The sequence below is a fragment of the Pseudomonas saudiphocaensis genome, assembly GCF_000756775.1.
Lineage (GTDB): Bacteria > Pseudomonadota > Gammaproteobacteria > Pseudomonadales > Pseudomonadaceae > Stutzerimonas > Stutzerimonas saudiphocaensis.
The window spans coordinates 2,013,733-2,038,214 of the sequence record NZ_CCSF01000001.1 but is presented as its reverse complement, the minus strand read 5'-3'; the positions used below and the strand labels follow the sequence as shown (position 1 = coordinate 2,038,214).

The window sequence follows — 24,482 nt, the reverse complement described above, 5'->3', positions numbered from 1 at the left end:
CCTTGGCCTGATTTAACAACCAGCGCGTCACCCATAGTTGTGTTTGATATAACCTGTCGAGAAACCCATGCCTAAAGTCACCAAAGCAGTTATTCCGGTTGCCGGTCTTGGCACTCGGATGCTGCCTGCCAGTAAAGCCATTCCGAAGGAAATGCTCACCCTGGCCGACAAGCCACTGATTCAATATGTGGTGAATGAATGCGCTGCAGCCGGTATCACCGAGATCATCCTCGTAACGCACTCCTCAAAAAATACCATCGAAAACCACTTCGATACCTCATTTGAGCTGGAAACCACTCTTGAAGCACGAGTAAAGCGTCAGCTACTCGAAGAGGTTCGATCCATTACACCCAAAGGCGTCACCATTATGCAGGTGCGCCAAGGGCAGGCCAAAGGCTTGTGGCATGCGGTACTTTGTGCCAAACCACTCGTAGGCGATGCGCCCTTTGCCGTGGTGCTGCCTGACGTGCTGATCGATGATGCTGCCGCCAATCTGGAGCAGGAAAACCTAGCCGCCATGGTGCGCGAGTTCGAGCAAACCGGGGTCAGCCAGATTCTGGTAGAGCCCGTGCCGAAAGAAGATGTCAACAAATACGGCATCGTCGACACAGGTGAAGCAACGCTGCTACCCGGCCAAAGCACCACGCTTACTAATATTATCGAGAAGCCCGAGCCCAAGGTGGCGCCTTCCAACCTCGCGGTAGTAGGGCGCTATGTCTTTCCGGCCCACCTGATGGACATCCTGGCCCACATTCCGCCCGGAGCGGGAGACGAAATTCAGCTGACTGACGGCATTTTCGAGCTGATGAAGCAGGAACCGGCCAACGCCTTTTACATGACCGGGAAATCACACGACTGCGGGGGCAAGTTGGGTTACATGAAGGCGTTCGTGGAATACAGCATGCGCCATAGCACAGAAGGCAAAGCCTTCACTGCTTGGGTTAAGAGTCTTTGAAGACTGGGAGGTTTGCGAACTGAATCGCACTGAAATCCCTGTGGCACATTACAGATCAAACTGTCGGTCGTGCGATTTCCGTAGGGTGGATGACGCTTTACCCATCCACCACTTGTGATTGATGAAAAGAGTGGCACCCACTCAGTATCGCCTCAACATCTCATCGTTGACGCGGCACCGGCTCAGTTAAGGTATGGATATTTATGAACATCACAGTCGCCGGCACCGGCTACGTAGGGCTCTCCAACGCCGTTCTTTTGGCCCAGCACAATAAGGTTATTGCGCTGGATATCGTCCAGGCCAAGGTTGATCTGATCAACGACCGCCAGTCGCCCATTGAGGACCAAGAGATCCAGCTATTCTTGGCTGAAAAAGATCTCGATTTGAAAGCGACTCTCAACAAGGAAGAGGCCTACCGCAACGCCGAATTCGTGATCATCGCCACCCCTACCGATTACGACCCCCAAACCAACTTCTTCAACACCCGCAGTGTCGAGGCCGTAATTGAGGACGTGCTGGCCATCAATCGCGCTGCGGTCATGGTGATCAAATCCACCGTACCGGTTGGCTACACCAAAAGCCTGCGAGAAAAGTACAACACTCAGAACATTATTTTCTCCCCAGAATTTCTCCGTGAAGGCAAGGCGCTGTACGACAACCTCTACCCCTCGCGCATCATCGTCGGCGAGCAAAGCGAGCGTGCCAAGGTATTTGCGGGGCTGCTCCAGCAGGGCGCCATTAAGCAGGATGTACCTACGCTGTTTACCGAATCTACGGAAGCGGAGGCCATAAAGCTGTTCTCCAATACCTACCTGGCCATGCGCGTAGCCTATTTCAATGAGCTGGATTCCTACGCTCAGGTGCATGGCCTAGACACCCGGCAAATAATCGAGGGAGTAGGGTTGGATCCGCGTATCGGCACCCACTACAACAACCCGTCCTTCGGCTACGGTGGTTACTGCCTGCCCAAGGACACCAAGCAATTGCTGGCTAACTACGATGAAGTACCTAACAACCTGATCAAGGCCATCGTTGAAGCCAACCGTACCCGCAAGGACTTCATCGCCGAGAGCATTCTAGCTCGCAACCCGAAAGTGGTTGGTATCTATCGCCTGGTGATGAAGTCCGGCTCTGACAACTTCCGCGCCTCTGCCATCCAAGGGGTAATGAAAAGGCTCAAGGCCAAGGGAGTTGAGGTTGTGGTATACGAGCCTGTCCTGAAGGAAGAAGCTTTCTTCAACTCGCGCGTCATCAGCGAGCTGAACGAGTTCGTCGCCCTCAGCGACGTCATTGTGGCTAACCGCCTTTCTGGCGACCTGCAGGACGTTGCAGGAAAGATTTACACTCGCGACCTGTTCGGGAACGACGCATGAAATACCTGATCACCGGTGCCCCGGGCTTTATTAGAATGCACACCGCTAAGCGACTGCTGGAGCAGAGGAAGAGGTCGCTGGGTTGTGATGGCAAGCTCTCAGCAACCTTGTATTTACTCTAAATATGGTTGCTATTGCTAACTGATAAAGAAAGTGACAGGAATTCAATTGTTTATTGTGATGTGTCCCGGCGTGGTTATTGAATATAAAACTATATGGCGAAATTTATCTTGGGGAAATTTGATAAAGCTTCCGAAGTTCTTAAGAATATGTCGGTTCTGGCCTTGGGTTCCTTTGTCGGTAAGGTAGCCTCGGTAGTTCTAGTTCCTATAATAACTAGGATATATGGGCCAGAAAGTCTGGGGGTGTTGACTGTTTACTTGGCTACTCTGATGGTTATTACGCCATTTGCTTCGTTTCGTTACTCTATAGCTCTTCCGTTAATTCGATCAGATTCCTTGGCCATCAATCTGGCGACATTGGCGGCGTGTTGCACTTTGCTTGCTGCTGTTATTGTTTTTTGTTTTTTGTTTTTTGTCTTTAAAATTCTGAAAATCCCTGGGTCCGATAGTGTGTTTGTTGATAGTTGGTGGCTGCTTCTATTAAGCTTTTTGCTGTTAGGGTTCTATGAGCTCTTTACTGGGTGGGCCATACGTAAAAAAGAGTTTAAATTGATTTCTTATTCAAGTGCATTGCCTACGATACTGGGTGATAGTGCTAAGGTGCTGCTTGGCCTTTTGGGGGCCTCGCATATGGGACTGCTAGCCGGCCAGTTGTTGAAGCACGCTCTCAGCGCCCTGTACCTTGCAAAGTTATTTTTCGGCGCTTGGAATAAGCATAAGGTAAGCATTACTTTTAGAAGGTTAGTATTCCTCTCAAGACGGTTTTCTGACTATCCGATTTTTCGATTGCCCTCACAGTTCGTTTTATTGCTTTCTATGCAGCTGCCGATATTCTTTTGTGCATCGCGATATGGCGCTGACGTAGCTGGTCAATTAGGGCTGGCGCTTATGACTCTCGCGCTGCCTGTTGCCTTGTTCGGGCAAACAACAAGCCAGGCTTACTACGCTGAGATAGCAAAACTGGGAGCTACGAGGTTGGCGGAGATAAGGGAAATCACAAAAAGTCTGATTGTAAGATTGTTTATATTAAGTCTTTTCCCCTTCTTCACTTTGCTTTTTGGAGGCCCTTACCTTTTCAAGATTGTTTATGGTGATGAGTGGCGTCTGGCGGGGGTTGCAGGAAGCGCATTGTCTATTTGTATCGTGTTTCAGTTTATCACTACGCCAATTATGCGGATTTTCGATTTGCTAGATAAACAGCGGCTCTACTTGTGCCTTAATTTTGTTCGGCTTGTCGGTGTGGCCTTTGTTTTCTTATTTTCTTGGTATCAGAGTTTGAGCTTTGTATCTACAATGTGGGTCTATTCGTTCTGTATGTCATCGTACTATTTTTTAATAGCTTTCATCTTGTGGACTTTAATAAGGTTTAACCAAGGGGTGGCGCAATGAGGTTAATAGAGCTATATGGCCCTGCTGGCTCTGGTAAAACAACGTTAAAATATCGTCTGGCAAAAAAAATGTACATTCCTCAGGAATTTGTTGTTTCATATAGATTTAGTTTTCTTCTGCCGCTTTTGATGCTTTTCTGTAGGTTTGCGCCAAAACAGACAATCAAAGTCTATTCAAAGCTTTCAAGACACAAAGAAGATGTGAGGACCTTTGTGGGGAGTGTTTCTTATAGTAGGTATGTCTCTGCGCTAGAGTATTTTTCGCCTAGGTCAATATATTTAAAACAGCGGATAATTTTGGGGCGTAAGGCTTTTTATGGGTTTAGTTTGGCGCGAAGGCTAAAGAGTGATCAATGCGTCATATTTGATGAGGGTCCAGCTCAGCGTGCTACATCTCTGTATTATGCAGGTGTCCCAGTAAAAACTATTGAGGATTACTTAAACGAGGCTCCCATTCCCGATAAGCTGGTTGTTTTAAATATCGAAAGAGACGAGCTGCACAGACGCCTGAGCCTTCGAAATGGCGTTGGCAATATTTTCTCTGATGATATTGATGGTGTTTTAATGTTGACCGAAAAGGTGATTCAGATATATAGAGATCGCGGATGCCCGGTTACCGTGGTGGATGATCAGCTAGATGATTATTGGCTAGATATATGAGTGACAATAGAAAGGTTCAAACCGGCATCGTTAGTAAGTCAGCTTATCTTTTCTTCTTTTTAGTTTTTGTTGGGTATTATATAGGGTTGGCTGTTGTTTTGCATTTTGATGCCTTTGATAGTATATATTATTCGGTACCGCTGCGAGTGGCTACGCTATTTCTAGCGCTTGTAATCCTGTTCGGCTCCAAAAAAATATTTAACATCAGGTCATTGCTTTTTATTGTGGCGTTATGCTTGTTTTTTTGCCACTACTTTTTGGTTTTAGTGTTGAATTTATTTGATCAAGAATACGAAAATAGTGTTTATGTTTACATGCTATACGCACTGTCATATTGCATTATCCCTGTTTCTGTTTTTTCTCTTTCTAGTATTGATAGTGTAAAGCTTCGCAGGCTTGCAGTAGGTAGCATAACTTGCTCGGGATTTTTTTTCTCTTTCGTATGCTTGCTCATATATCATGAGTATATTATCTCTGGAATTGTAAGAATTAGCCATGTCAGGTTTTTAGATGAAAATATTAAGTATCTAAGCCCTATCTCGCTTGGTTATGTATCAGCGCTCGTAATGTCTATCTGCCTTTATAGGTTAGCTTTTCGTAAGGAGGGTGGTTGTAAGACTTTTTGGGTTGTGGTTGTTCTGCTTCTATCTGTTGTGCCGCTTACGTTGGGCTCGACGCGTGGGTCTCTGGTCGCGCTCTTGCTTTCTTTTGGTTCTATTGCCTATTACTCAAATAAAGAAAATTTTAACTCTATGCTGGTTTTTACCTTAACAGTATCACTGCTCGGCATGCTGCTTGTTATGGGGGCGGGCTTTTCCGAAAGATTATTTTCCGAACGTCCCGGCCACGACTTTACGTCCGGCAGGCTCGCCCTCTGGGATGGAGCGATAAGTTATTTTCTGGCTAGCCCTCTTTTTGGTGGTGCGGTAGTGGTTAATGGTCATTACCCACATAATGTATTTTTAGAGGCTCTGATGTCTACCGGGCTGGTTGGCTTTAGTATATTTTCTTTTATTGTTTTTTATGCGCTTTGGTTGGTTTGCAGTATGTGTAAGAAAGACCCTGAGGATACTTGGCTTTTGGTTTTATATATCAACGGTCTTGTTATGTTTTGCTTTTCTGGAAGCCTGGTTTTCGCCATAAATCTATTTTTGCCAATAGCCATGATAATCAATTTAGAATTACAGAATAAATGGCCACATGTCTCGGTTAAAAGGAGATAGTCATGCGGTACTATGTATCAAAGCTTATCAAGCTGATGCGCCTCTCTGCAGTTAAGGGCTCGGCTATACACCCGAGTGCAAAGGTTTGTAGTGCAAGTCATGTTTTAAATAGCTCTATAGATCGCTATAGTTATGTCGGGAATGACTGCACTATCATCGAGGCGGAGATTGGGAGTTTTTGTTCAATTGCAGATAACGTTATCATTGGTGGGGCTAGTCACCCCGTGAGCTGGGTCTCAACTTCTCCAGTTTTTATAAAAGGCAGAAATGTCCTTAATTTCAATTTTTCCAGTTTTGAATATCAGGCGACAGAAAAGACCTATATAGGCTCGGATGTGTGGATAGGCAACAATGCGCTAATAAAGTCAGGTATTCACATAGGTCATGGCGCTGTTATCGGTATGGGTGCAGTAGTAACTAAGTCTGTTCCTCCCTACGAAATATGGGCTGGAAACCCAGCGCAACGAATAAAAATGAGATTTGATGTTGAGACTGTCGATAAGTTGCTAAGTGTTGCTTGGTGGGATTTGGCTGATTCTGAGATAAAACAGTTATCAAAAGAGTTCAATAATGTCCTGCAGTTTGTTTCTGAGTTTAAAGGTGCGAGTTGAAAATTCTTCATTTGTGCTTGGCAAGCTTTTATATTGATAACGCTAGCTACCAAGAAAATCTGCTTCCAAGATATCATAAGCGGCTCGGGTATGAGGTTGAGATACTGGCCTCGCCTGATGTGTTTGATGTGAATGGCAAGTTAATCATATCGGAAGCCCCGCGCTGTTATTTTAATGAAGATGGGATTAAAGTCAGGCGGCTTCGCTATGTACACAATTTGGTTGACCATAAGCTCAAGCGCTTTAAGGGCGTCTATGAGTCGCTTAAGGAGTTTGAGCCTGATGTTCTGTTTATTCACGGTTGTCAATTTCTGGACATGTTTTCTGTTGTCCGTTATTTGAAAAATAATTCAGCTAAAGTTTTTGTTGATAATCATGCTGACTTTTCTAATAGCGGTCGAAGTTTTATCTCAAAATACTTATTACATAGAGTTGTCTGGCGTGCGTGTGCGCAAGCTATTTTGCCTTTCGTTGAGCGGTTTTACGGTGTCCTTCCAAGTCGAGTGGATTTCCTATCAAGTGAATATAAAGTGCCGTTGGATAAGATTGAGCTTCTGTTAATGGGTGCTGATGATGATTGTTTAAGTTTTCCTAGATCAATTATTGATAGGCTTCGGGCGCGCTTTAGTTTGAGCTCTGATGCTTTTTTGATTGTTACGGGGGGTAAGATTGATAACGCCAAGCTTGAGGTTCTTGAGCTAATGCGTGCCGTTGCCGAATTTGAGGGGCGGGTTAAGTTGATTGTGTTTGGCTCTGTGTTGCCAGAAATAAAAGATAAGTTTGATTGCTTGCTTAACGAGCATGTTATTTATGCTGGCTGGGTTACTCCCGAAGAAAGTTTTCATTTCTTTGAGCTTGCTGATCTAGTGGTTTTCCCAGGAAGGCACTCTGTTTTTTGGGAGCAGGTTGTCGCTCAAAAAAAACCAATGCTTGTCAAGTACTGGCCAGGGAGTGCACATATTGACTTGGGTGGTAATGTAATATTTCTCGAACGTTCCGACTTTAAAGAAATCAAAGGTTGCCTCGAGAATATTTTAGAAGACGCATGTTTTTTTTCGAAAATGAAAGCATCTGCTCGTTCTGATGAAAGTGAAAAGTTTTTATACTCTAATATTGCACGTCAGAGCCTTGGATTAAAGTAGGGTGGTTTTATGTTTTCAGGCAAAACGTTACTAATAACGGGTGGCACCGGATCTTTTGGCACTGCAGTTCTTGACGGTTTTTTGCATACTAACGTCTCTGAGGTCAGAATTTTTAGTCGTGATGAAAAAAAGCAAGACGATCTTCGGAAAAGATACTGTCATCCAAAGCTGAAATTTTATCTTGGGGATGTGCGTGACTTTCAGAGCATCCTAAATGCTACACGAGGGGTCGATTACATTTTTCATGCGGCTGCGCTCAAACAGGTGCCTTCTTGTGAGTTTCATCCTATGGAGGCTGTCAAGACCAACGTATTTGGCACCGAAAACGTCTTAGAGGCCGCGATTCAGAATCATGTGCGGCGAGTGGTCTGCCTAAGCACTGATAAGGCTGTCTATCCAATCAACGCCATGGGCATTTCTAAGGCGATGATGGAAAAGGTGATGGTGGCCAAGTCTCGCAATGTTGATGATAGTAAGACCGTCATTTGCGGTACGCGCTACGGTAACGTCATGGCGTCACGTGGCTCGGTGATCCCGCTGTTTATCGAGCAGATCCGTGCGGGTAAGGCGTTGACGCTCACCGATCCGAATATGACCCGCTTTATGATGACGCTGGCCGATGCCGTAGATCTGGTTCTTTATGCCTTTGAACATGGCAACAATGGCGACATCTTCGTGCAAAAGGCGCCCGCCGCTACAGTGGAGACGCTGGCGCGGGCGTTAACGCACCTGGTAGGTAAGCCAGACCATCCGATCAACGTGATCGGCACGCGTCACGGCGAAAAGCTCTACGAAGCACTCCTCAGCCGCGAAGAAATGGCCTCTGCCGAGGACATGGGTGATTACTTCCGCATACCACCGGATCTGCGCGATCTCAATTACGCCAAGTTCGTAGAGCAGGGCGAGACGAAAATCTCTCGCAGCGAAGATTACAACTCACACAACACCGAGCGACTGGATGTAGAAGGGATGCAGCGGCTGCTGTTGAAGCTGGACTTTATGCGCGCAATCCAGCGTGGCGAGCACGCAACGCCTGAGGAGTAAGCCATGAAGGTTTTGATTACCGGGGCTAATGGATTTGTTGGCCAAAATCTCATCGCACATCTGAACGAGCGCGCCGATATTGAGGTGCTGCGTTTTACCCGCGAGGATTCGTTAGCAAGCTTGCCAGAGCTTGTTGAGCAGGTGGACTGTATTTTCCATCTGGCTGGTGTCAACCGCCCGCAGGATCCGGAGGAGTTTCAGATCGGCAATGCCGATTTGACTCGTACGCTGTGCGAAGCCATCAAGCTTTGTGGCCGGCAGATCCCTGTGCTTTATACCTCCTCCAGTCAGGCCGAACTGGATAATCCTTATGGCAGTAGCAAGCGTAGTGCTGAAGAGGCGTTGCTCGAGCTGCAGAGCTCTCAAGGCTCGCCCGTTCACCTATTCCGTTTGCCTAATGTTTTCGGGAAGTGGGCACGCCCGAACTATAATTCGGCGGTAGCGACCTTCTGCCATAACATTTCCCGCGACCTGCCAATTCAGATCAACGATCCTGCTGCGCGTATCAACCTCGTTTACATCGATGATGTGATTCGGTCTTTCATTGACGTAATGGATGGCAAGGTGGCCTATGAGCCTTTTGTCAGTGTTGAACCGCAGTACAGCATTACGGTTGGCGAGCTGGCTGATCAGGTGCATGCGTTCCGTAATAGCCGCACGTCGATGATCACCGAGCCGGTGGGCACAGGCCTGGTCAGGGCGCTGTATTCCACTTACCTGAGTTACCTCCCGCCCGAGCGGTTTACCTACGAGGTGCCGAAATACGGTGACCCGCGTGGTGTGTTTGTGGAAATGCTCAAAACCAAGGATTCGGGGCAGTTTTCTTTTTTTACGGCCCATCCTGGTATTACCCGTGGCGGGCACTATCACCACTCCAAGACGGAAAAATTCCTGGTTATCAAGGGCCGGGCCTGCTTCCGGTTCCGGCACATCGTGACTGGTGAGTTTAATGAGCTGTTCACCACAGGTGATCAGCCGGAAATTGTCGAAACCGTACCGGGCTGGACCCATGACATTACTAACGTGGGCGACGACGAAATGATCGTGATGCTATGGGCCAACGAAATTTTCGACCGCGAACACCCCGATACCTACGCTCGCCCGGTCTGTACCGAAGCTTGAGCTAAAGGCAGAAACTGCAATGAAAAAACTTAAAGTTGTAACGGTGGTCGGTACCCGTCCGGAAATCATTCGTTTGTCGCGAGTCATGGCCAAGCTGGATGAACATTGTGAGCATGTGCTGGTGCATACCGGCCAGAACTACGATTACGAGCTGAACGAAATCTTTTTCCAGGATCTGGGCATTCGCAAGCCGGATCATTTCCTCAATGCCGCCGGGGCCAGCGGTGCGGAAACCATCGGTAACGTGATCATCGCTGTGGACCGCGTGCTGGCTGAAGTACAGCCCGAAGCGCTTCTGGTCTTGGGTGATACGAACAGTTGTATGGCTGTGATTCCGGCCAAGCGCCGCAAGATTCCCACCTTCCATATGGAAGCGGGTAACCGTTGCTTCGACATGCGCGTGCCGGAAGAGATCAATCGCCGCATCGTTGATCACACAGCCGATATCAACCTGACCTACAGCACCATTGCCCGCGATTATCTACTGCGCGAAGGGTTGTCGCCGGACATGGTGATCAAGACTGGCAGCCCGATGTTCGAGGTGCTCAATTATTACCGCGAGGGTATCGAGGCTTCCGGTGTGCTGGAGCGGCTGGGCCTTGAGGCCGGCAAGTTTTTCGTGGTCAGTGCGCACCGTGAAGAGAATGTCGACTCCGACAAGAACTTCCTCAAGCTGGTTGAGGTGCTGAATACCGTCGCTGCGCACTATGGCTTCCCGGTAATCGTCTCCACCCATCCGCGCACCCAGAAGCGTGTGGATGCGATGGGCGTGCAGTTCCACGCCAATGTTCGCCTGCTCAAGCCGCTGGGCTTCAAGGACTACAACAAGCTGCAACTCACTGCCAAGGCGGTGTTGTCTGACAGTGGCACCATCAATGAGGAATCTTCGATCCTCAATTTCCCGGCTCTGAACATGCGCGAGGCGCATGAGCGTCCCGAGGGCATGGAGGAAGTCGCGGCGATGATGGTCGGTCTAGAAGCCGAGCGTGTCATGCAGGCGTTGCAGATTCTCGAAAGCCAGGCCCGTGGCGATGAGCGCACCCTGCGCCTAGTTGGTGATTACAGCATGCCCAACGTGGCGAACAAGGTTGTGCGGATCATCCACAGCTACCGCGACTACGTAATGCGTACAGTCTGGAAGAGGTACTAAGTCGCATGGCTACCCGCGTACTCCTGCTGACACAGTGGTTCGATCCCGAACCGACCTTCAAGGGGCTGGTGTTTGCTCGCGAGCTGGTCAGGCAAGGCTTCGAGGTGGAAGTCCTGACCGGCTTTCCGAACTACCCGGGCGGCAAAATCTATCAGGGCTACAAGCTCAAGCTGCTGCAACGCGAGGAAATTGATGGTGTCCGGGTCACGCGGGTACCGCTGTATCCCAGCCATGATCAAGGAGCTGTCGGTCGTGTATTGAACTATGTCAGTTTCGCAGCTGCCTCGCTGATTTACGGTCTATTTGGCGCCAGGCGTCCAGATGTCATCTATGCCTATCACCCACCGCTAACGGTGGGGATTTCTGCGGCGCTGATTCGCCTGTTCCGTCGAGTTCCGGTGGTCTACGACATTCAGGATATGTGGCCGGACACCTTGCGGGCGACGGGCATGTTCTCTAACACAAACGCCTTGAAGGTCGTCTCCAAAGTGTGCGACTGGGTATATCGGCAAGTCGATCAGCTCGTGGTGCTGTCGCCTGGCTTCAAGCGCCTACTGATCGAGCGCGGTGTACCAAAAGACAAGATCGAGGTGATTTACAACTGGTGCGCGGAAGATGCCTTGGGCGCTCCCCGGGGCGTGGTTCCTACCAGCTTCCCCGACCGAGAGCAGTTCCGCATCCTGTTCGCCGGCAATATGGGAAAGGCTCAGGCGCTGGATGCCGTTCTGCAGTCCGCACAATTACTGCAGCAGCAGGCGGCAAGCATTACTTTCGTGTTTCTCGGTAGCGGCGTCGAGGTGCAACGTCTACAGCAACAGGCAGCGGAAAGACAACTGACCAACGTGACCTTCTTGCCGCCGGTGCCCATGGCGGAGGTTGGCAACTACCTGAATGCAGCTGATGCCCTGCTGGTTCATCTGCGCAAGGATCCGCTGTTCAGCATCACTATTCCGTCTAAAACGCAAGCTTACATGGCGGTTGGTAAGCCGATCCTGATGGCCGTAGATGGGGATGCTGCTGATTTGGTGTGTGACAGCGGCTGTGGACGAGTCGCTGAGTCGGAGAACCCGCAAGCAATTGCTGATGCGGCGCTGGCGTTGCATGACGCTAGTCAGGAGGAACGCCAAGCCATGGCCGAGAACGCTCGCCAGTTCTATCAGGAGCGGCTTTCCCTGCGCGTGGGCGCTGCCCGATTCGGCGAGTTGTTCCTGCAGATGGCCAGCAAACCAAAGGTTCGCTTGCTGCCGGCCTTTAAACGTCTGTTCGACATCCTGGCCTCGGCCTTCGGCTTGTTGCTGCTTTTCCCAGTCATCCTCATCGTCGCCTGGCTGATTCGCCGCAAGCTCGGCTCGCCGGTACTATTCCGCCAGATACGGCCCGGTCTCAACGGCAAGCCGTTCGAGATGATCAAATTCCGCACCATGCGAGATGCCGTGGATGCCCACGGCGACCCGCTGCCGGATTCCGAGCGAATGACGCCGCTCGGCCACTTCTTGCGTTCCAGCAGTCTGGATGAGTTGCCCGAGTTATGGAATGTGCTTAAGGGCGACATGAGTCTGGTAGGCCCGCGCCCGCTGCTGATGGAGTATCTGCCGCTGTATAGTCCAGAACAATACCGCCGCCATGAAGTGCGGCCCGGTGTCACCGGTTGGGCCCAGGTGAATGGTCGCAATGCATTGAGCTGGGAGGAAAAATTCAAGCTGGATGTTTGGTACGTGGACAACCGCTCGCTATGGCTGGACTTGAAGATTATCTTCCTGACCATCAAGGCGGTAGTCGTGCGCGACGGCATCAGCGCGAAAGGGGAAGCGACTATGCCCAAATTCACTGGCCGTCAGTCGTGAGCAGGTTAGCCATCCTGGGGGCGAGCGGCCACGGCAAGGTGGTTGCGGATACCGCTGAATGCTGCGGTTGGACAACCGTTGAGTTCTTCGATGATGCCTGGCCAGGCCAGAAGAAAAATGATATGTGGCAGGTTGTGGGCGACACGGCAGCATTGATGGAGCGGTTAGCCAATTTTGATGGCGTAGTGGTCGCTATCGGTAATAACCGTATCCGTCATGCAAAGTTGTTAGAACTGCAGGCGGCGGGGGCTCGCCTGGTAACACTGGTTCATCCAGCCGCCACTGTCAGTCGCTATGTTTCTATTGGAAAGGGAACCGTTGTTTTTGCTGGTGCGGTGGTCAATGCCGGCGCATGTATAAATCCGGGCAGTATTCTCAATACCGGCTGTAGCGTGGATCACGATTGCCTGCTGGGCGATGCCGTGCACATCAGCCCAGGTGCACGGCTAGCGGGCGGTGTGCAGGTGGGTGACTTGAGCTGGATTGGTATCGGTGCCAGCGTGCGCCAATTGATTCGTATTGGCCAGCGGGTGATGGTTGGCGCTGGTGCGGCGGTCATCGGTGATATTCCGAATGATGTGACTGTGGCTGGTGTGCCGGCCAAAAGGATGAGGTAACCAGAGATTATTATGCTCAACACGCCGTTTTCCCCTTGGCCAAGTTTCAGCGAAGAAGAAGCCAACGCCGTTCGCGATGTCATTTTTTCCAACAGGGTCAATTACTGGACGGGGCAGGAATGTCGTGAATTCGAGAAAGAGTTTGCGGTATGGGCTGGTACCGAGCATGCCATTGCTCTGGCCAATGGCACGGTAGCGCTGGATGTGGCGCTGCAGGCATTGGGCATTGGCGCAGGTGATGAGGTGGTTGTCACGCCGCGCACATTCTTGGCTTCGGTGTCGAGTATCGTCAATGCTGGGGCTGTCCCGGTATTTGCTGAGGTAGATCGTGACTCGCAAAACATAACGGCCGAAACCATCCGCGCTGTATTGACCCCGCGTACTAAGGCAGTGATCTGCGTTCATCTAGCCGGTTGGCCATGTGACATGGACCCAATCATGGCGCTGGCAAACGAGCATAGTCTCAAAGTGATTGAGGACTGCGCACAGGCACATGGCGCTCAATATAAAGGTCGTTCGGTCGGCTCTATCGGCGATGTAGGTGCTTGGTCGTTTTGCCAGGACAAAATCATGTCCACTGGTGGCGAAGGTGGGATGGTCACCACGAACGACCGTAAGCTCTGGTCGAAGATGTGGTCGTTCAAGGATCACGGCAAGAGCTGGGAAGCGGTTTATGAGCGTGAGCATGCTCCGGGATTTCGTTGGCTACATGAGAGCTTCGGCACCAACTGGCGAATGATGGAGGTTCAAGCCGCAATCGGTCGTATACAGCTGCGGCGAATGAGCGGCTGGCATGCAAGTCGCTTAGCTAACTGCGAGCGTATCTGGTCTGCTGCCAAGCCCCTACCGGGGCTTCGTGTTCCGGAAATCCCGGCGGCCATCGTCCATGCCGGCTATAAATGTTACGTTTTTGTTGAGCCTGGGGAATTGCTTGAGGGCTGGAGCCGTGATCGTATTCTGAATGAAATCTCGGCTAAGGGCGTTCCCTGCTTTTCAGGGTCGTGTTCCGAGGTGTATTTGGAGAAAGCCTTCGAGAATACGGGCTGGCGACCGACGGAGCGTTTAGCTGTTGCGCGAGAACTGGGTGAGACCAGCCTAATGTTCCTTGTGCACCCTACTCTGACTGCAGCAGAAGTCGAAAAGACTTGTTCGGTGCTTGAGGAGGTCATGGCTGTTGCAACCGTGGCTGATAGTCGATGTCAGGCTTAACTTGAGCGGGATATGAGCTCGATTTCTGATCTTCCCGTTTGGTCTGCGACGTAGCCTATCGCCAGCAAGCTGACTCCTACAGTGATGAGAAAGCGGCTTGCGTGTTTATGGCTGCCTGGTTGAGGTTTTCCTGTGTTGAGATTAGCTGAAAAATTGCGCACATGGTTGGTGCGCTTGCCCCGGCGCCAGAAGCGAATTATCCAGGTGCTCACTGATGTGATGCTTGTCTGGGCTGCGCTTTGGTTGGCATTCGTCGTGCGCATGGGCAATACCAGTTTCGTCGAGCCAGTCGGGGGGCACGCCTGGCTGTTCGGTTTGGCGCCGTTGATCGCGATCCCGTTTTTCATCCGCTTCGGTATGTATCGCGCTGTCATGCGTTACTTCGGTAACGATGCGCTGATGGCCATCGTCAAGGCGGTGACGCTTTCGACGCTATTACTGGCTTTGGCTGTTTATTGGCGCACCGATGCTCCGTTGCTCATCCCGCGCTCAATGGTATTCAACTACTGGTGGCTGAGCCTGATGCTGCTGGGTGGCTTGCGTCTGGTGATGCGCCAGTACTTCATGGGGGACTGGTTTTCTCCCGAGTCCCTCACGAAGTTTCGCAGTCGCGACGCGGGGCTGCCCAAGGTGGCGGTTTACGGCGCCGGTGCGGCGGGCAACCAACTTGTGGCGGCGTTGCGCATGGGCCGGGCGATGCGGCCGGTTGCGTTCATCGATGATGATGCCAATCTCTACAACCGGATGATTGCCGGGCTGCGGGTGTATTCGCCCAAGCATATCAGGCAGATGATCGATGAAACGGGCGCCGATGAAATCCTGCTGGCCATCCCTTCGGCCACCCGCGCCAGGCGGCGCGAGGTGCTGGAGCGGCTGGAGCCGTTCCCACTGCACGTGCGCAGCATTCCCGGTTTCATGGATTTGGCCAGCGGCAAGGTCAAGGTCGAGGATATCCAGGAAGTCGACATTGCCGACCTGCTCGGGCGCGATGCGGTGCCGCCGCAGCAGGCGCTGTTTGAGAAATGCATCATCGATAAGGTGGTGATGGTGACCGGCGCGGGGGGCTCGATTGGCTCGGAGCTGTGCCGGCAGATTTTGCTGAACAAGCCGGATGTCCTGCTGCTGTTCGAGCACAGCGAGTTCAATCTTTACAGCATTCATATCGAACTGGAGCGGCAGATCGAGCGGGCCTCGCTGCCGGTGCGGCTGGTGCCGATTCTGGGTTCGATTCGTGATACCGGGCGGCTGCTGGATGTGCTGCAGACCTGGAAGGTGGAAACGGTCTATCACGCGGCGGCCTACAAGCACGTCCCGATGGTCGAGCACAATATTGCCGAGGGCGTGCTGAATAATGTGATCGGTACGTTGAATGTCGCCCAGGCTGCCGTGCAGGCCGGCGTGGCCAACTTCGTGCTGATCTCCACCGACAAGGCGGTGCGGCCCACCAACGTGATGGGCAGTACCAAGCGCGTGGCGGAGATGATTCTGCAGGCGCTGAGCCGTGAGGCGGCGCCGGTACTGTTTGGTGCCGATGACGCGGTGCATCACGTCAACAAGACGCGCTTTACCATGGTGCGCTTCGGCAATGTGCTGGGGTCTTCGGGATCGGTGATTCCGCGCTTTTACCAGCAAATTCGCAGCGGCGGGCCGGTGACGGTTACACACCCGAAGATTACACGCTACTTCATGACCATTCCCGAGGCCGCCCAGCTGGTGATCCAGGCCGGCTCCATGGGGCAGGGTGGTGATGTGTTTGTGCTGGATATGGGCCAGCCGGTGAAGATCGCCGAGCTGGCTGAGAAGCTGATTCACCTGTCCGGCATGAGTGTGCGCTCGGAGAAGAACCCGCACGGGGATATCACTATCGAGTTCACCGGGTTGCGGCCTGGTGAAAAGCTCTATGAGGAGCTGCTGATCGGCGACAACGTTAGCGGCACCGAGCACCCAATGATCATGCGCGCCGATGAAGAGTACTTTAACTGGGATGTACTCAAGGCGTTGCTGGCACGGTTGCTCAAGGCAGTGGAACAAGATGACTACCCGCAGGTGCGTGTGCTGCTACGTGAGATGGTCAGCGGTTATGTGCCCGAGGGAGAGATTGTGGACCTGATCTACCTGCAGCGGCGGGTTGGGCCTAGCGAGTAGGTACGTTGTGCAGGCTTTCGCCTGCATTCGGCGCGGGGGTACGCCAATCAGGCGCTCTCGTGGGAACGGGCCATGCCCGTGAAGGGCTTTTACGCTGTGGTTTGACCTTGTTCGCGGGCATGGCCCGCTCCTACTGGCCGCGCGCGGTTGCATTCTGCGGAGCAGGCCGCGCCAGTGCGTGGACTTCAATGCTTGGGAAAATCTGGCGGCAAAAAATCCCTGTCCGGGTCGTAGTCCGGCTTTAGATAACGCGCCAGGTCTTCAAGGTCGCCGGGGTTGAGCGTGCCGGCCGCCTGTTTCAGGCGCAGGTTGTCGAGGATGTAGTCGTAGCGTGCGTTGTTGTAGTTGCGCACGGCGGCGTACAGGCGGCGCTGGGTGTCCAGCACATCGACGATATTGCGTGTACCGACCTCATAGCCAACTTCGGTGGCTTCCAGCGCGCTCTGGCTGGAGACGATTGATTGGCGTCGCGCTTGCACTTGCTCGATATCGGTATTTACGGCGCGATGCAGGTTGCGGGTGTTTTCCACGACTTGCCGGCGCAGGCTCTCGCGCCGCTGCTCGGCTTCGGTCAATTGGTGAAAGGCCTGACGGCTCTGTGAGCTGGTCAGCCCGCCGCTGTAGATCGGGATATTCAATTGCAGGCCGATGCTGCCCTGTTCGACGTTGCCGTTGTAGCGCGGGTAGCCCGGTAGCGCATCGGCCATGCCGCTATTGGCAAAGCCCATGCTGTCGTTGTCGCCCTTGCGGTAGCTGGCCACCGCATCCAGCGTCGGCGCGTGGCCGGCACGGTATTGGCGCAAGGTTTCGCCTGCGGCATTCACGGCCTGGTTCACCGCCAGCAGATTGAGGTTCTGACGGGTGGCCGTGTCGACCCAGGCGGTGGCGTCGTTGGGTGCCGGTGCCAGTACCGGCAAGCTGTGTTCAATGCCTTCCAGCGCCAGGTGCGTGCGGTTGGTCAGGGTTTCCAGCGCCTGTAGGGCGTCTGCCACCTGCCTCTCAGCGAGTATTCGGTTGGCGCGGGCGGTATCGAAACCAGCTTGTGCTTCCAGGGTGTCGGTACGGTCGGAAAGGCCCACTTCGAAGCGCTCATTGGCCTGGTCGAGCTGGCGCTTGAAGGCGGCTTCCTCGGCCTTGACCGCCGCGAGGTTGTCCTGGGCCTGGAGGACCGCGAAGTAAGCCTGGGCGCTTTGCAGGATCAGGTTCTGCTCGGCCGCTGAGTATTCCAGAGCGGCCTGTTCGCTGATCGCTTCGGCAGCCTGCAACTGAAACCAGCGGTCGGCGCGGAAGATAGGCTGGCTCAGGGTAGCCTGATAAACCGTGCCGCTACGCGAAAGCGTGCGCACGCCGGCGCTGGTGTCGACTTGGGTGCGGGTGTCGCTCAACTCGGCGCCGGCACGCAGGTTGGGCAGCAAGCCGGCCCGCGCTTGAGGCACTGTCTCGCGAATCGCCTCGAATTGTGCGCGCGCGGCGGCAAGCTCCGCATTGTTTTCCACTGCCAGTCGATAGACGCTGACCAGGTCGCTGCGCGGGGCGAGCACCGGGGCAGTTTCAGCCCAGGCGGATCCCGATACGGCGGCGGTGACGGCGAGGGCCAGGGTAATTGTGCGCGGCATAGCATCGGTCCCTGAAGCGGAGTGATGGGCAAGGCTAAGCGGCGCCTTGGGCAGGGTCAAGGTGGCGGGTTGGCTGCCAAAAAATGACTCGCTGGTCGCGTGCCTGGCTTTCATGCGCGCTGTTGGCTAGACTCGGTCCCGTTCTTGTCGGGGTGCCCAGAATCGTGGGCTGAGATCGGAAAGTTCCGGATCCCGTTGAACCTGATCAGGTTAAGGCCTGCGTAGGGAACAAGATGTGCTCGCCAGTCATCCTTCGGCGAGTCTCTCGGCGCCAGTCCCGGCGCACCCCGATGCCCTTATCCCACCGTGTTTTCAGGTTCGCTCCGACAACTATCGAGGAGCCAGTCTGATGCGTGCAGAACAACAACATCTTAGTGAGTCAGCCCAGGTCGACCAGCAGTCGATCCAGCCTTTCCCGCGTTCGCAGAAAATCTATGTGCAGGGCTCGCGCCCGGACATCCGCGTGCCGATGCGCGAGATCAGTCTCGACGTTACGCCCACCGCGTTCGGCGGCGAGATCAACGCGCCGGTGCTGGTCTACGATACCTCCGGTCCCTATACCGACCCCAATGTGCAGATAGACGTGCGCAAGGGTTTGCCGGATGTGCGCAGTGCCTGGATCGAGGACCGCGGCGATACCGAGAAGCTGCCAGGGCTTACTTCCGAGTTTGGCCAGCGCCGCCTGGACGACGCCGAACTGGCCGCCATGCGCTTCGCCCATGTCCGCAACCCGCGTCGCGCCAAGCCGGGCAAGAACGTCAGCCAGATGCACTATGCCCGCCAGGGCATCATCACGCCCGAGATGGAATTCATCGCCATCCGCGAGAATATGAAGCTGCAGGAACACCGCGCCGCTGGCCTGCTGGACCAGCAGCACCCAGGGCAGAGCTTCGGTGCCAGCATCCCTAAGGAAATCACTCCCGAATTCGTCCGTGACGAAGTCGCCCGTGGTCGCGCCATCATCCCCGCCAACATCAACCACACCGAGCTGGAGCCGATGATCATCGGCCGCAACTTCCTGGTGAAGATCAACGGCAATATCGGCAACTCGGCGCTGGGTTCGTCCATTGAAGAAGAAGTGGCCAAGCTGACTTGGGGCATCCGTTGGGGTTCGGACACGGTGATGGACCTGTCCACCGGCAAGCACATCCACGAAACCCGCGAGTGGATCATCCGCAACTCGCCGGTTCCGATTGGCACTGTGCCCATCTACCAGGCGCTGGAGAAGGTCGGCGGCGTGGCCGAGGATCTGACCTGGGAGCTGTTCCGCGACACCCTGATCGAGCAGGCCGAGCAGGGCGTGGACTACTTCACCATCCACGCAGGCGTGTTGCTGCGTTATGTGCCGCTGACGGCCAAACGCGTGACCGGCATCGTTTCCCGTGGCGGCTCAATCATGGCCAAGTGGTGCCTGGCGCATCACAAGGAAAACTTCCTCTACACCCACTTCGAAGACATCTGCGAAATCATGAAGGCCTACGATGTGTCCTTCTCGCTGGGCGATGGGCTGCGGCCTGGCTCCATCGCCGATGCCAACGACGCCGCCCAATTCGGCGAGCTGGAGACTCTTGGCGAGCTGACCAAGATCGCCTGGAAGCATGACGTGCAGTGCATGATCGAAGGTCCAGGCCATGTGCCCATGCATCTGATCAAGGAAAACATGGACAAGCAGCTCGAGTGCTGCGACGAGGCGCCGTTCTACACCCTCGGCCCGCTGACCACGGACATCGCGCCGGGTTACGACCACATCACCTCTGGCATCGGCGCGGCGATGATCGGCTGGTTCGGTTGCGCCATGCTCTGCTATGTCACGCCCAAGGAGCACCTCGGGCTGCCGAACAAGGATGACGTGAAGACCGGCATCATCACCTACAAGATCGCCGCCCATGCCGCTGACCTTGCCAAAGGCCATCCGGGTGCGCAGATCCGCGACAACGCTCTGTCCAAGGCGCGCTTCGAGTTCCGCTGGGAGGACCAGTTCAACCTGGGCCTGGACCCGGATACCGCGCGGGCATTCCACGACGAGACGCTGCCGAAGGATTCGGCCAAGGTGGCGCACTTCTGCTCCATGTGCGGGCCGAAGTTCTGCTCGATGAAGATCACCCAGGAAGTGCGCGAATACGCCGCCGAAAACGGCCTGACCGACGAGCAGAAAGCCATTGAAGCCGGCTTCGCCGAACAGGCCGAGCGGTTCAAGGATGAAGGATCGGTGATTTACCGGCAGGTGTAACAGCTTGCTATCTGTGGGAACGGGCCACGCCCGTGAATGGCTTGCACAGAGGCAGCGTGGTGTTCGCGAGCATGGCTCGCTCCTACAGGGCGGTGCAGTCCGCTTGCTTTGTGGGAACGGGCCATGCCCGTGAATGGCTTGCACAGAGGCAGCGTCGTGTTCGCGAGCATGGCTCGCTCCTACGAGGCGGTGCAGTGCGCTTGCTTTTGTGTGGGAACGGGCCATGCCCGTGAACGGCTTGCACAGAGGCAGCGCCTTGTTCGCGAGCATGGCTCGCTCCTACAGGGCGGTGCAGTTCGCTTGCTGCTGTGGGAACGGGCCACGCCCGTGAACGGCTTGCACAGAGGCAGGGCCTTGTTCGCGAGCATAGCTCGCTCCTGCAGGTTTGTAGGGCGGAATCGCCAATGGCGCAACGTCCGCTACAAATACTCCGGCCTAACGATGCCCTTGAGCTGATCATGCGGAATGGTCAGTTCAGGGTGCCCGCTGGAGTAGGGGGCGATGCTGTAGACGTCGTACTTGAGCAGGATGCTGTCCTTCAGCATGGCTATATGAGCCGTCTGCTGAAACGGCCAGAGCTCTATGAATTCGGCGTCCTGATCGTGCTCGTTTTCCACCAGCCAGCGCTGGTGCGCCTGGCGTGCAACGCGCCAGAAGTTGCCGGCCTGGCCGGGTAGCAGGATGTCGTTAAGGCGCAGCTCGCGATTCTGCTTGCGATCAAAATTGATAAAGCCTCGACCCGGCATGCCATGGGCGCCGCCGGTGAAGAGGTAGCTGGACAGCTCCACTACCAGAATATCGCCATGACGCTCGCGCAGTTTGGCCTGCAGGTAGCTGCTCCAGTGGGGCCTGGCGTCGCGTAGGAAGGCTTCCTGGTAGCTCTCCAGAGTCGTAGGCATTTGGCTTTCGGGGCCGAACATCGTCATGCGCCGCAGCCGTTCGTCGATCAACGCGTTAAGCACGGGCTCGTTGAGGAAGTGTTCGGTGTCGATATTCACCAGCGGGCAGCTCTCGTCCTGCTCGGGACAGCCTGCGGGGCGTTGTTCGCTGACGACCTGTCTGATCTCGACCGCCGGCGTGGCACCGAAATGTTGGCAGGCGCTCAGCAGCAGGGCGGTAGTGGTCAGGGTGACGATATTGCGAAAAAGCAATGCAGACCGATTGAAAGCTGCCGGCGCTGCCAGCGCGGTTGAAAGCTCCAGATCTATTGTCTGTTGATGCCTGCCGGCGACCTTGCCGAGGTTTTCAAACAGCCTGTAAATGGGATTCATCCGGTTTCCTCTGGTCCTACGCTGCGGTTTCGAGTCTGGGCAGCCTGTGAAGTTCTGCACGCACCAGCCCGCTGTTTCATTCCGTGGTTGCTGGTCGCAATAGGCTGCACGCGAGCATCTGGCGCGCTAGGATAACCTTCAGACCGCTCACGCAGTGACGGCGATGTCTTTTCTGTGGCGCTTCGCGTCCCGGAATAACCGATATGTGAGTGTGCAATGACCGAGATTTTCAAAGCCGGGCCCGATGACGTGGAAATTATCCAGCGGGATCGCTGTTTCAGCGGTTTCTATAACCTGGATCGCTTCCGGCTGCGTCATCGATTGTTCCGAGGCGGCATGGGCGCAGAAATCGAGCGCGAGCTTTTTGTGCGTCACGATGCCGTGTGCGTGCTGCCTTACGACCCGCAGCGCGACGAGGTGGTACTGGTCGAACAGTTCCGTATGGGCGCTATGGCGCGCGGCGACAGCCCATGGCTGGTGGAAACCGTAGCCGGCCTGATTGACAAGGACGAGCAACCCGAAGAAGTGGCCCGCCGCGAAGCCGTGGAAGAAGCCGGGCTGGAGATCGGTGAACTCTGGCCGGTCACCGCTTATTACCCCTCGCCGGGCGGCAGCACCGAGCGCATTCATCTCTATGTGGGGCGCTGCAGCAGCCTGGGTGCAGGCGGCGTGTTTGGTCTGGAAGAGGAAGGCGAGGATATTCGCGCGATGGTTTGGCCGCTGGATACTGCGCTGGCTGCCTTGCGAGACGGTAGCATCGACAACGCTGCAACCATCATTGCCCTGCAATGGCTGGCCTTGAACCGCGATGAAGTCAGGGAGGCCTGGGCATGAGGGTGAAGCGCGAGCGCTATCGTGTCGATCTGCTGGAATTGCAGTCGGCCTGTGAGGCGAACTATGTTCGGCTTATGCAGTTGCTACCCGATATGCGCGACCAGCCCGATGTGCGCCGTATAGCAATGAGCCAAGGGGATCGACTGCTGGGCGTGCTGGTGCTGCAGGTGGTGGAGAACTGTCCTTATACCAGCACGCTGCGTATCACTCAGGAGCACTGCCTGCCCTGGTTGCCGGCACCGCGGATGGAGGTGCGGGTCTATCACGATGCGCGCATGGCCGAGGTGATCAGCGCAGAAAATGCGCGACGCTTTCGCGGCATTTATCCCTACCCCAATGCGCATATGCATCAGCCCAACGAGAAGAACCAGCTCAACCTGTTTCTTGGTGAATGGCTGGGACATTGCCTGGCCTGTGGGTATGAGCTGGAACCAGTGCTCTAGGGCGCTTGGTTTAGGGTTGCGGCCTGAATTTCGGCTGTATTTCCTTGCCGGGTAATGGCAAAGTGACATGCCTGAAAGGGGCATCGTGAGCGGTTGGGTGAGCCGGTATGTCACTTGGACAAAACGGTCTATCTGTGACCCACGCCCGCAATGCGCGGTTTAACTCGCGATCACCTGCAACCATAATTCCTCCCGTCATCCGGGCAAAGGAGACGGGGTTTTGCCTGTCCAATCTCTTACCGCTAAGACCGATTCGGTTCTGCTTGTGCAGCTGACCGATAGCCATCTGTTCGCCGAAGCGAGCGACAGGCTATTGGGCATGGACACGGCCGAAGGACTGCAGCGCGTCGTCGAGCGAGTACTCGATGAACAGCCCCGTGTAGACCTGATTCTGGCGACAGGCGACCTGTCCCAGGATGGCTCTACAGCCTCCTACGAACTTTTCCGTACGCTCTGCGAACCCATCCAGGCGCCTGCGCGCTGGTGCCCCGGCAACCATGACGAGTTGGCGGCGATGCAGCAGGTCACGCAAGGCAGTGAGCTGATGGCGCCGGTCCTCGATATCGGTGCCTGGCGTGTGGTGATGCTCGATACGCTGGTGCCCGGGTCGGTTTTCGGCATGCTGAGCAGCGAGCAGCTTGAATTGCTTGAGCGCGCCTTGCAGGAAGCGCCGGACAGGCACCATCTGATTTGCCTGCATCACCATCCGGTATCCATCGGCAGTCAATGGATGGACCAGATCGGCCTGCACAATAGCGAGGCGCTATTCAAAGTGCTGGATCGCCACCCCAATGTCAGAGCCCTGCTCTGGGGCCACATCCACCAGGAATTCGATGGCCAGCGCAACGGCGTGCGGCTGCTGGCCTCGCCGTCTACCGGCGTGCAGTTCGCCGCTGGCAGTGAAAAATTCCAGGTAGACACACTCGCCCCCGGCTATCGCTGGCTGCGGTTGCATACTGACGGCCAGCTCGAAACCGGCGTGTCGCGGGTGGAAGGCGTGGACTTCGGGGTGGACTACAGCATCGAGGGATATTAGTCCCCGCTAGCTTTTTGTGGGAACGGGCCATGCCCGTGAAGGGGCCGCGCTGGGGTGTGGGTTTCGTTCGCGGGCGTGACCAGCTCCTACAGAGGCATGCAGCCCGCCTGCTTTTCGTGGGAACGGGCCATGCCCGTGAAGGGGCCTGCGCTGGGGTATGGGTTTTGTTCGCGGGCATGGCTCGCTCCCACAGGGGAGTGCAGCTCGCTAGCTTTTCGTGGGAACGGGCCGTGCCCGTGAAGGGGCCTGCGCTGTTCGCGGGCATGGCCCGCTCCTACAGGGGAGTGCAGCTCGCTAGCTTTTCGTGGGAACTGGCCATGCCCGTGAAGGGTTCCGCGCTGGGGTGTGGGTTTTGTTCGCGGGCGTGGCCCGCTCCTACCGGAAGGTAGTCCGCTTGCTTTTAGTGACGATGGTAACGGTGGGCTGATTGCGTTCGGGTTGCAGGAG

At 54.7% G+C, this 24,482-nt stretch carries 20 protein-coding genes, 1 pseudogene and 1 riboswitch; of the genes and pseudogenes, 19 read left to right on the top strand and 2 right to left on the bottom strand.

Annotated elements, in window-relative coordinates:
• Positions 1-67 precede the first annotated feature (67 nt).
• The 15 genes and pseudogenes from galU (at position 68) to BN1079_RS09440 (ending at position 16,605) form a co-directional block, all read left to right on the top strand.
• Positions 68-955 (top strand): UTP--glucose-1-phosphate uridylyltransferase GalU, encoded by an 888-nt coding sequence (gene galU / locus BN1079_RS09490; RefSeq protein WP_037023926.1) that lies wholly within the window; start codon positions 68-70, stop codon positions 953-955.
• A 203-nt stretch (positions 956-1,158) separates the two neighbouring features.
• Positions 1,159-2,328 (top strand): nucleotide sugar dehydrogenase, encoded by a 1,170-nt coding sequence (locus BN1079_RS09485; protein WP_037023925.1) that lies wholly within the window; start codon positions 1,159-1,161, stop codon positions 2,326-2,328.
• A gap of 215 nt (positions 2,329-2,543) precedes the next feature.
• A complete protein-coding gene (locus BN1079_RS09480; protein WP_037023923.1) occupies positions 2,544-3,839 on the top strand; it encodes a lipopolysaccharide biosynthesis protein in 1,296 nt (431 codons plus the stop codon).
• Entirely contained in the window at positions 3,836-4,498 is a 663-nt protein-coding gene (locus BN1079_RS17590) for a hypothetical protein (RefSeq protein ID WP_139053058.1), read from the top strand. Before BN1079_RS09480 ends, BN1079_RS17590 begins: the two co-directional genes overlap by 4 nt.
• Entirely contained in the window at positions 4,495-5,721 is a 1,227-nt protein-coding gene (locus BN1079_RS17585) for an O-antigen ligase family protein (protein ID WP_139053057.1), read from the top strand. Before BN1079_RS17590 ends, BN1079_RS17585 begins: the two co-directional genes overlap by 4 nt.
• A 2-nt stretch (positions 5,722-5,723) precedes the next feature.
• On the top strand, positions 5,724-6,332 hold the full coding sequence (locus BN1079_RS17355) for a CatB-related O-acetyltransferase (RefSeq protein WP_074436833.1): 609 nt from the start codon (positions 5,724-5,726) through the stop codon (positions 6,330-6,332).
• Positions 6,329-7,474, top strand: coding sequence for a glycosyltransferase family 4 protein (locus tag BN1079_RS09475; protein WP_037023921.1), 1,146 nt, complete (start codon positions 6,329-6,331; stop codon positions 7,472-7,474). Before BN1079_RS17355 ends, BN1079_RS09475 begins: the two co-directional genes overlap by 4 nt.
• Positions 7,475-7,483: 9 nt before the next feature.
• A complete protein-coding gene (locus BN1079_RS09470; RefSeq protein WP_037023920.1) occupies positions 7,484-8,518 on the top strand; it encodes a polysaccharide biosynthesis protein in 1,035 nt (344 codons plus the stop codon).
• A 3-nt stretch (positions 8,519-8,521) separates the two neighbouring features.
• On the top strand, positions 8,522-9,640 hold the full coding sequence (wbjC, locus tag BN1079_RS09465; RefSeq protein ID WP_037023919.1) for a UDP-2-acetamido-2,6-beta-L-arabino-hexul-4-ose reductase: 1,119 nt from the start codon (positions 8,522-8,524) through the stop codon (positions 9,638-9,640).
• Positions 9,641-9,659: 19 nt separating this feature from the next.
• The gene (gene wecB / locus BN1079_RS09460) at positions 9,660-10,790 is read left to right on the top strand and encodes a non-hydrolyzing UDP-N-acetylglucosamine 2-epimerase (protein WP_037023917.1); all 1,131 of its coding nucleotides are present in this window, start codon (positions 9,660-9,662) and stop codon (positions 10,788-10,790) included.
• A gap of 5 nt (positions 10,791-10,795) precedes the next feature.
• Positions 10,796-11,929 (top strand): annotated as a pseudogene (locus BN1079_RS17835) (glycosyltransferase family 4 protein); the annotation flags it as partial.
• Between the two features lie 75 nt (positions 11,930-12,004).
• A complete protein-coding gene (locus tag BN1079_RS17830; RefSeq protein WP_231850804.1) occupies positions 12,005-12,634 on the top strand; it encodes a sugar transferase in 630 nt (209 codons plus the stop codon).
• Complete coding sequence (locus tag BN1079_RS09450) at positions 12,631-13,251, top strand: acetyltransferase (RefSeq protein ID WP_037023914.1); 621 nt, start codon at positions 12,631-12,633, stop codon at positions 13,249-13,251. The genes BN1079_RS17830 and BN1079_RS09450 overlap by 4 nt, the downstream gene beginning before the upstream one ends.
• A gap of 12 nt (positions 13,252-13,263) precedes the next feature.
• Positions 13,264-14,460: a DegT/DnrJ/EryC1/StrS family aminotransferase gene (locus BN1079_RS09445; protein WP_037023912.1), complete on the top strand. Its 1,197-nt coding sequence runs from the start codon at positions 13,264-13,266 to the stop codon at positions 14,458-14,460.
• Positions 14,461-14,592: 132 nt separating this feature from the next.
• Complete coding sequence (locus tag BN1079_RS09440) at positions 14,593-16,605, top strand: polysaccharide biosynthesis protein (protein WP_037023911.1); 2,013 nt, start codon at positions 14,593-14,595, stop codon at positions 16,603-16,605.
• Positions 16,606-16,790: 185 nt separating this feature from the next.
• Here BN1079_RS09440 and BN1079_RS09435 read toward each other — a convergent pair whose 3' ends face one another.
• The gene (locus BN1079_RS09435) at positions 16,791-18,221 is read right to left on the bottom strand and encodes a TolC family outer membrane protein (protein WP_037026749.1); all 1,431 of its coding nucleotides are present in this window, start codon (positions 18,219-18,221) and stop codon (positions 16,791-16,793) included.
• Between the two features lie 138 nt (positions 18,222-18,359).
• Positions 18,360-18,466: riboswitch (TPP riboswitch) on the top strand.
• A gap of 104 nt (positions 18,467-18,570) precedes the next feature.
• Here BN1079_RS09435 and thiC point away from each other — a divergent pair.
• Positions 18,571-20,451, top strand: coding sequence for a phosphomethylpyrimidine synthase ThiC (thiC, locus tag BN1079_RS09430; protein WP_037023909.1), 1,881 nt, complete (start codon positions 18,571-18,573; stop codon positions 20,449-20,451).
• Between the two features lie 419 nt (positions 20,452-20,870).
• Here the strand turns inward: thiC and BN1079_RS09425 are convergent, their stop codons facing one another.
• Complete coding sequence (locus BN1079_RS09425; protein ID WP_081950825.1) at positions 20,871-21,722, bottom strand: RsiV family protein; 852 nt, start codon at positions 21,720-21,722, stop codon at positions 20,871-20,873.
• Positions 21,723-21,938: 216 nt separating this feature from the next.
• On the opposite strand from BN1079_RS09425, the gene BN1079_RS09420 reads away from it, so the two are divergent.
• The 3 genes from BN1079_RS09420 (at position 21,939) to cpdA (ending at position 24,035) form a co-directional block, all read left to right on the top strand.
• Positions 21,939-22,556 (top strand): NUDIX domain-containing protein, encoded by a 618-nt coding sequence (locus BN1079_RS09420; protein WP_037023908.1) that lies wholly within the window; start codon positions 21,939-21,941, stop codon positions 22,554-22,556.
• Positions 22,553-22,999: a DUF1249 domain-containing protein gene (locus BN1079_RS09415; protein WP_037023907.1), complete on the top strand. Its 447-nt coding sequence runs from the start codon at positions 22,553-22,555 to the stop codon at positions 22,997-22,999. The genes BN1079_RS09420 and BN1079_RS09415 overlap by 4 nt, the downstream gene beginning before the upstream one ends.
• A 220-nt stretch (positions 23,000-23,219) precedes the next feature.
• The gene (cpdA, locus tag BN1079_RS09410; RefSeq protein ID WP_037023906.1) at positions 23,220-24,035 is read left to right on the top strand and encodes a 3',5'-cyclic-AMP phosphodiesterase; all 816 of its coding nucleotides are present in this window, start codon (positions 23,220-23,222) and stop codon (positions 24,033-24,035) included.
• Positions 24,036-24,482: the final 447 nt, after the last annotated feature.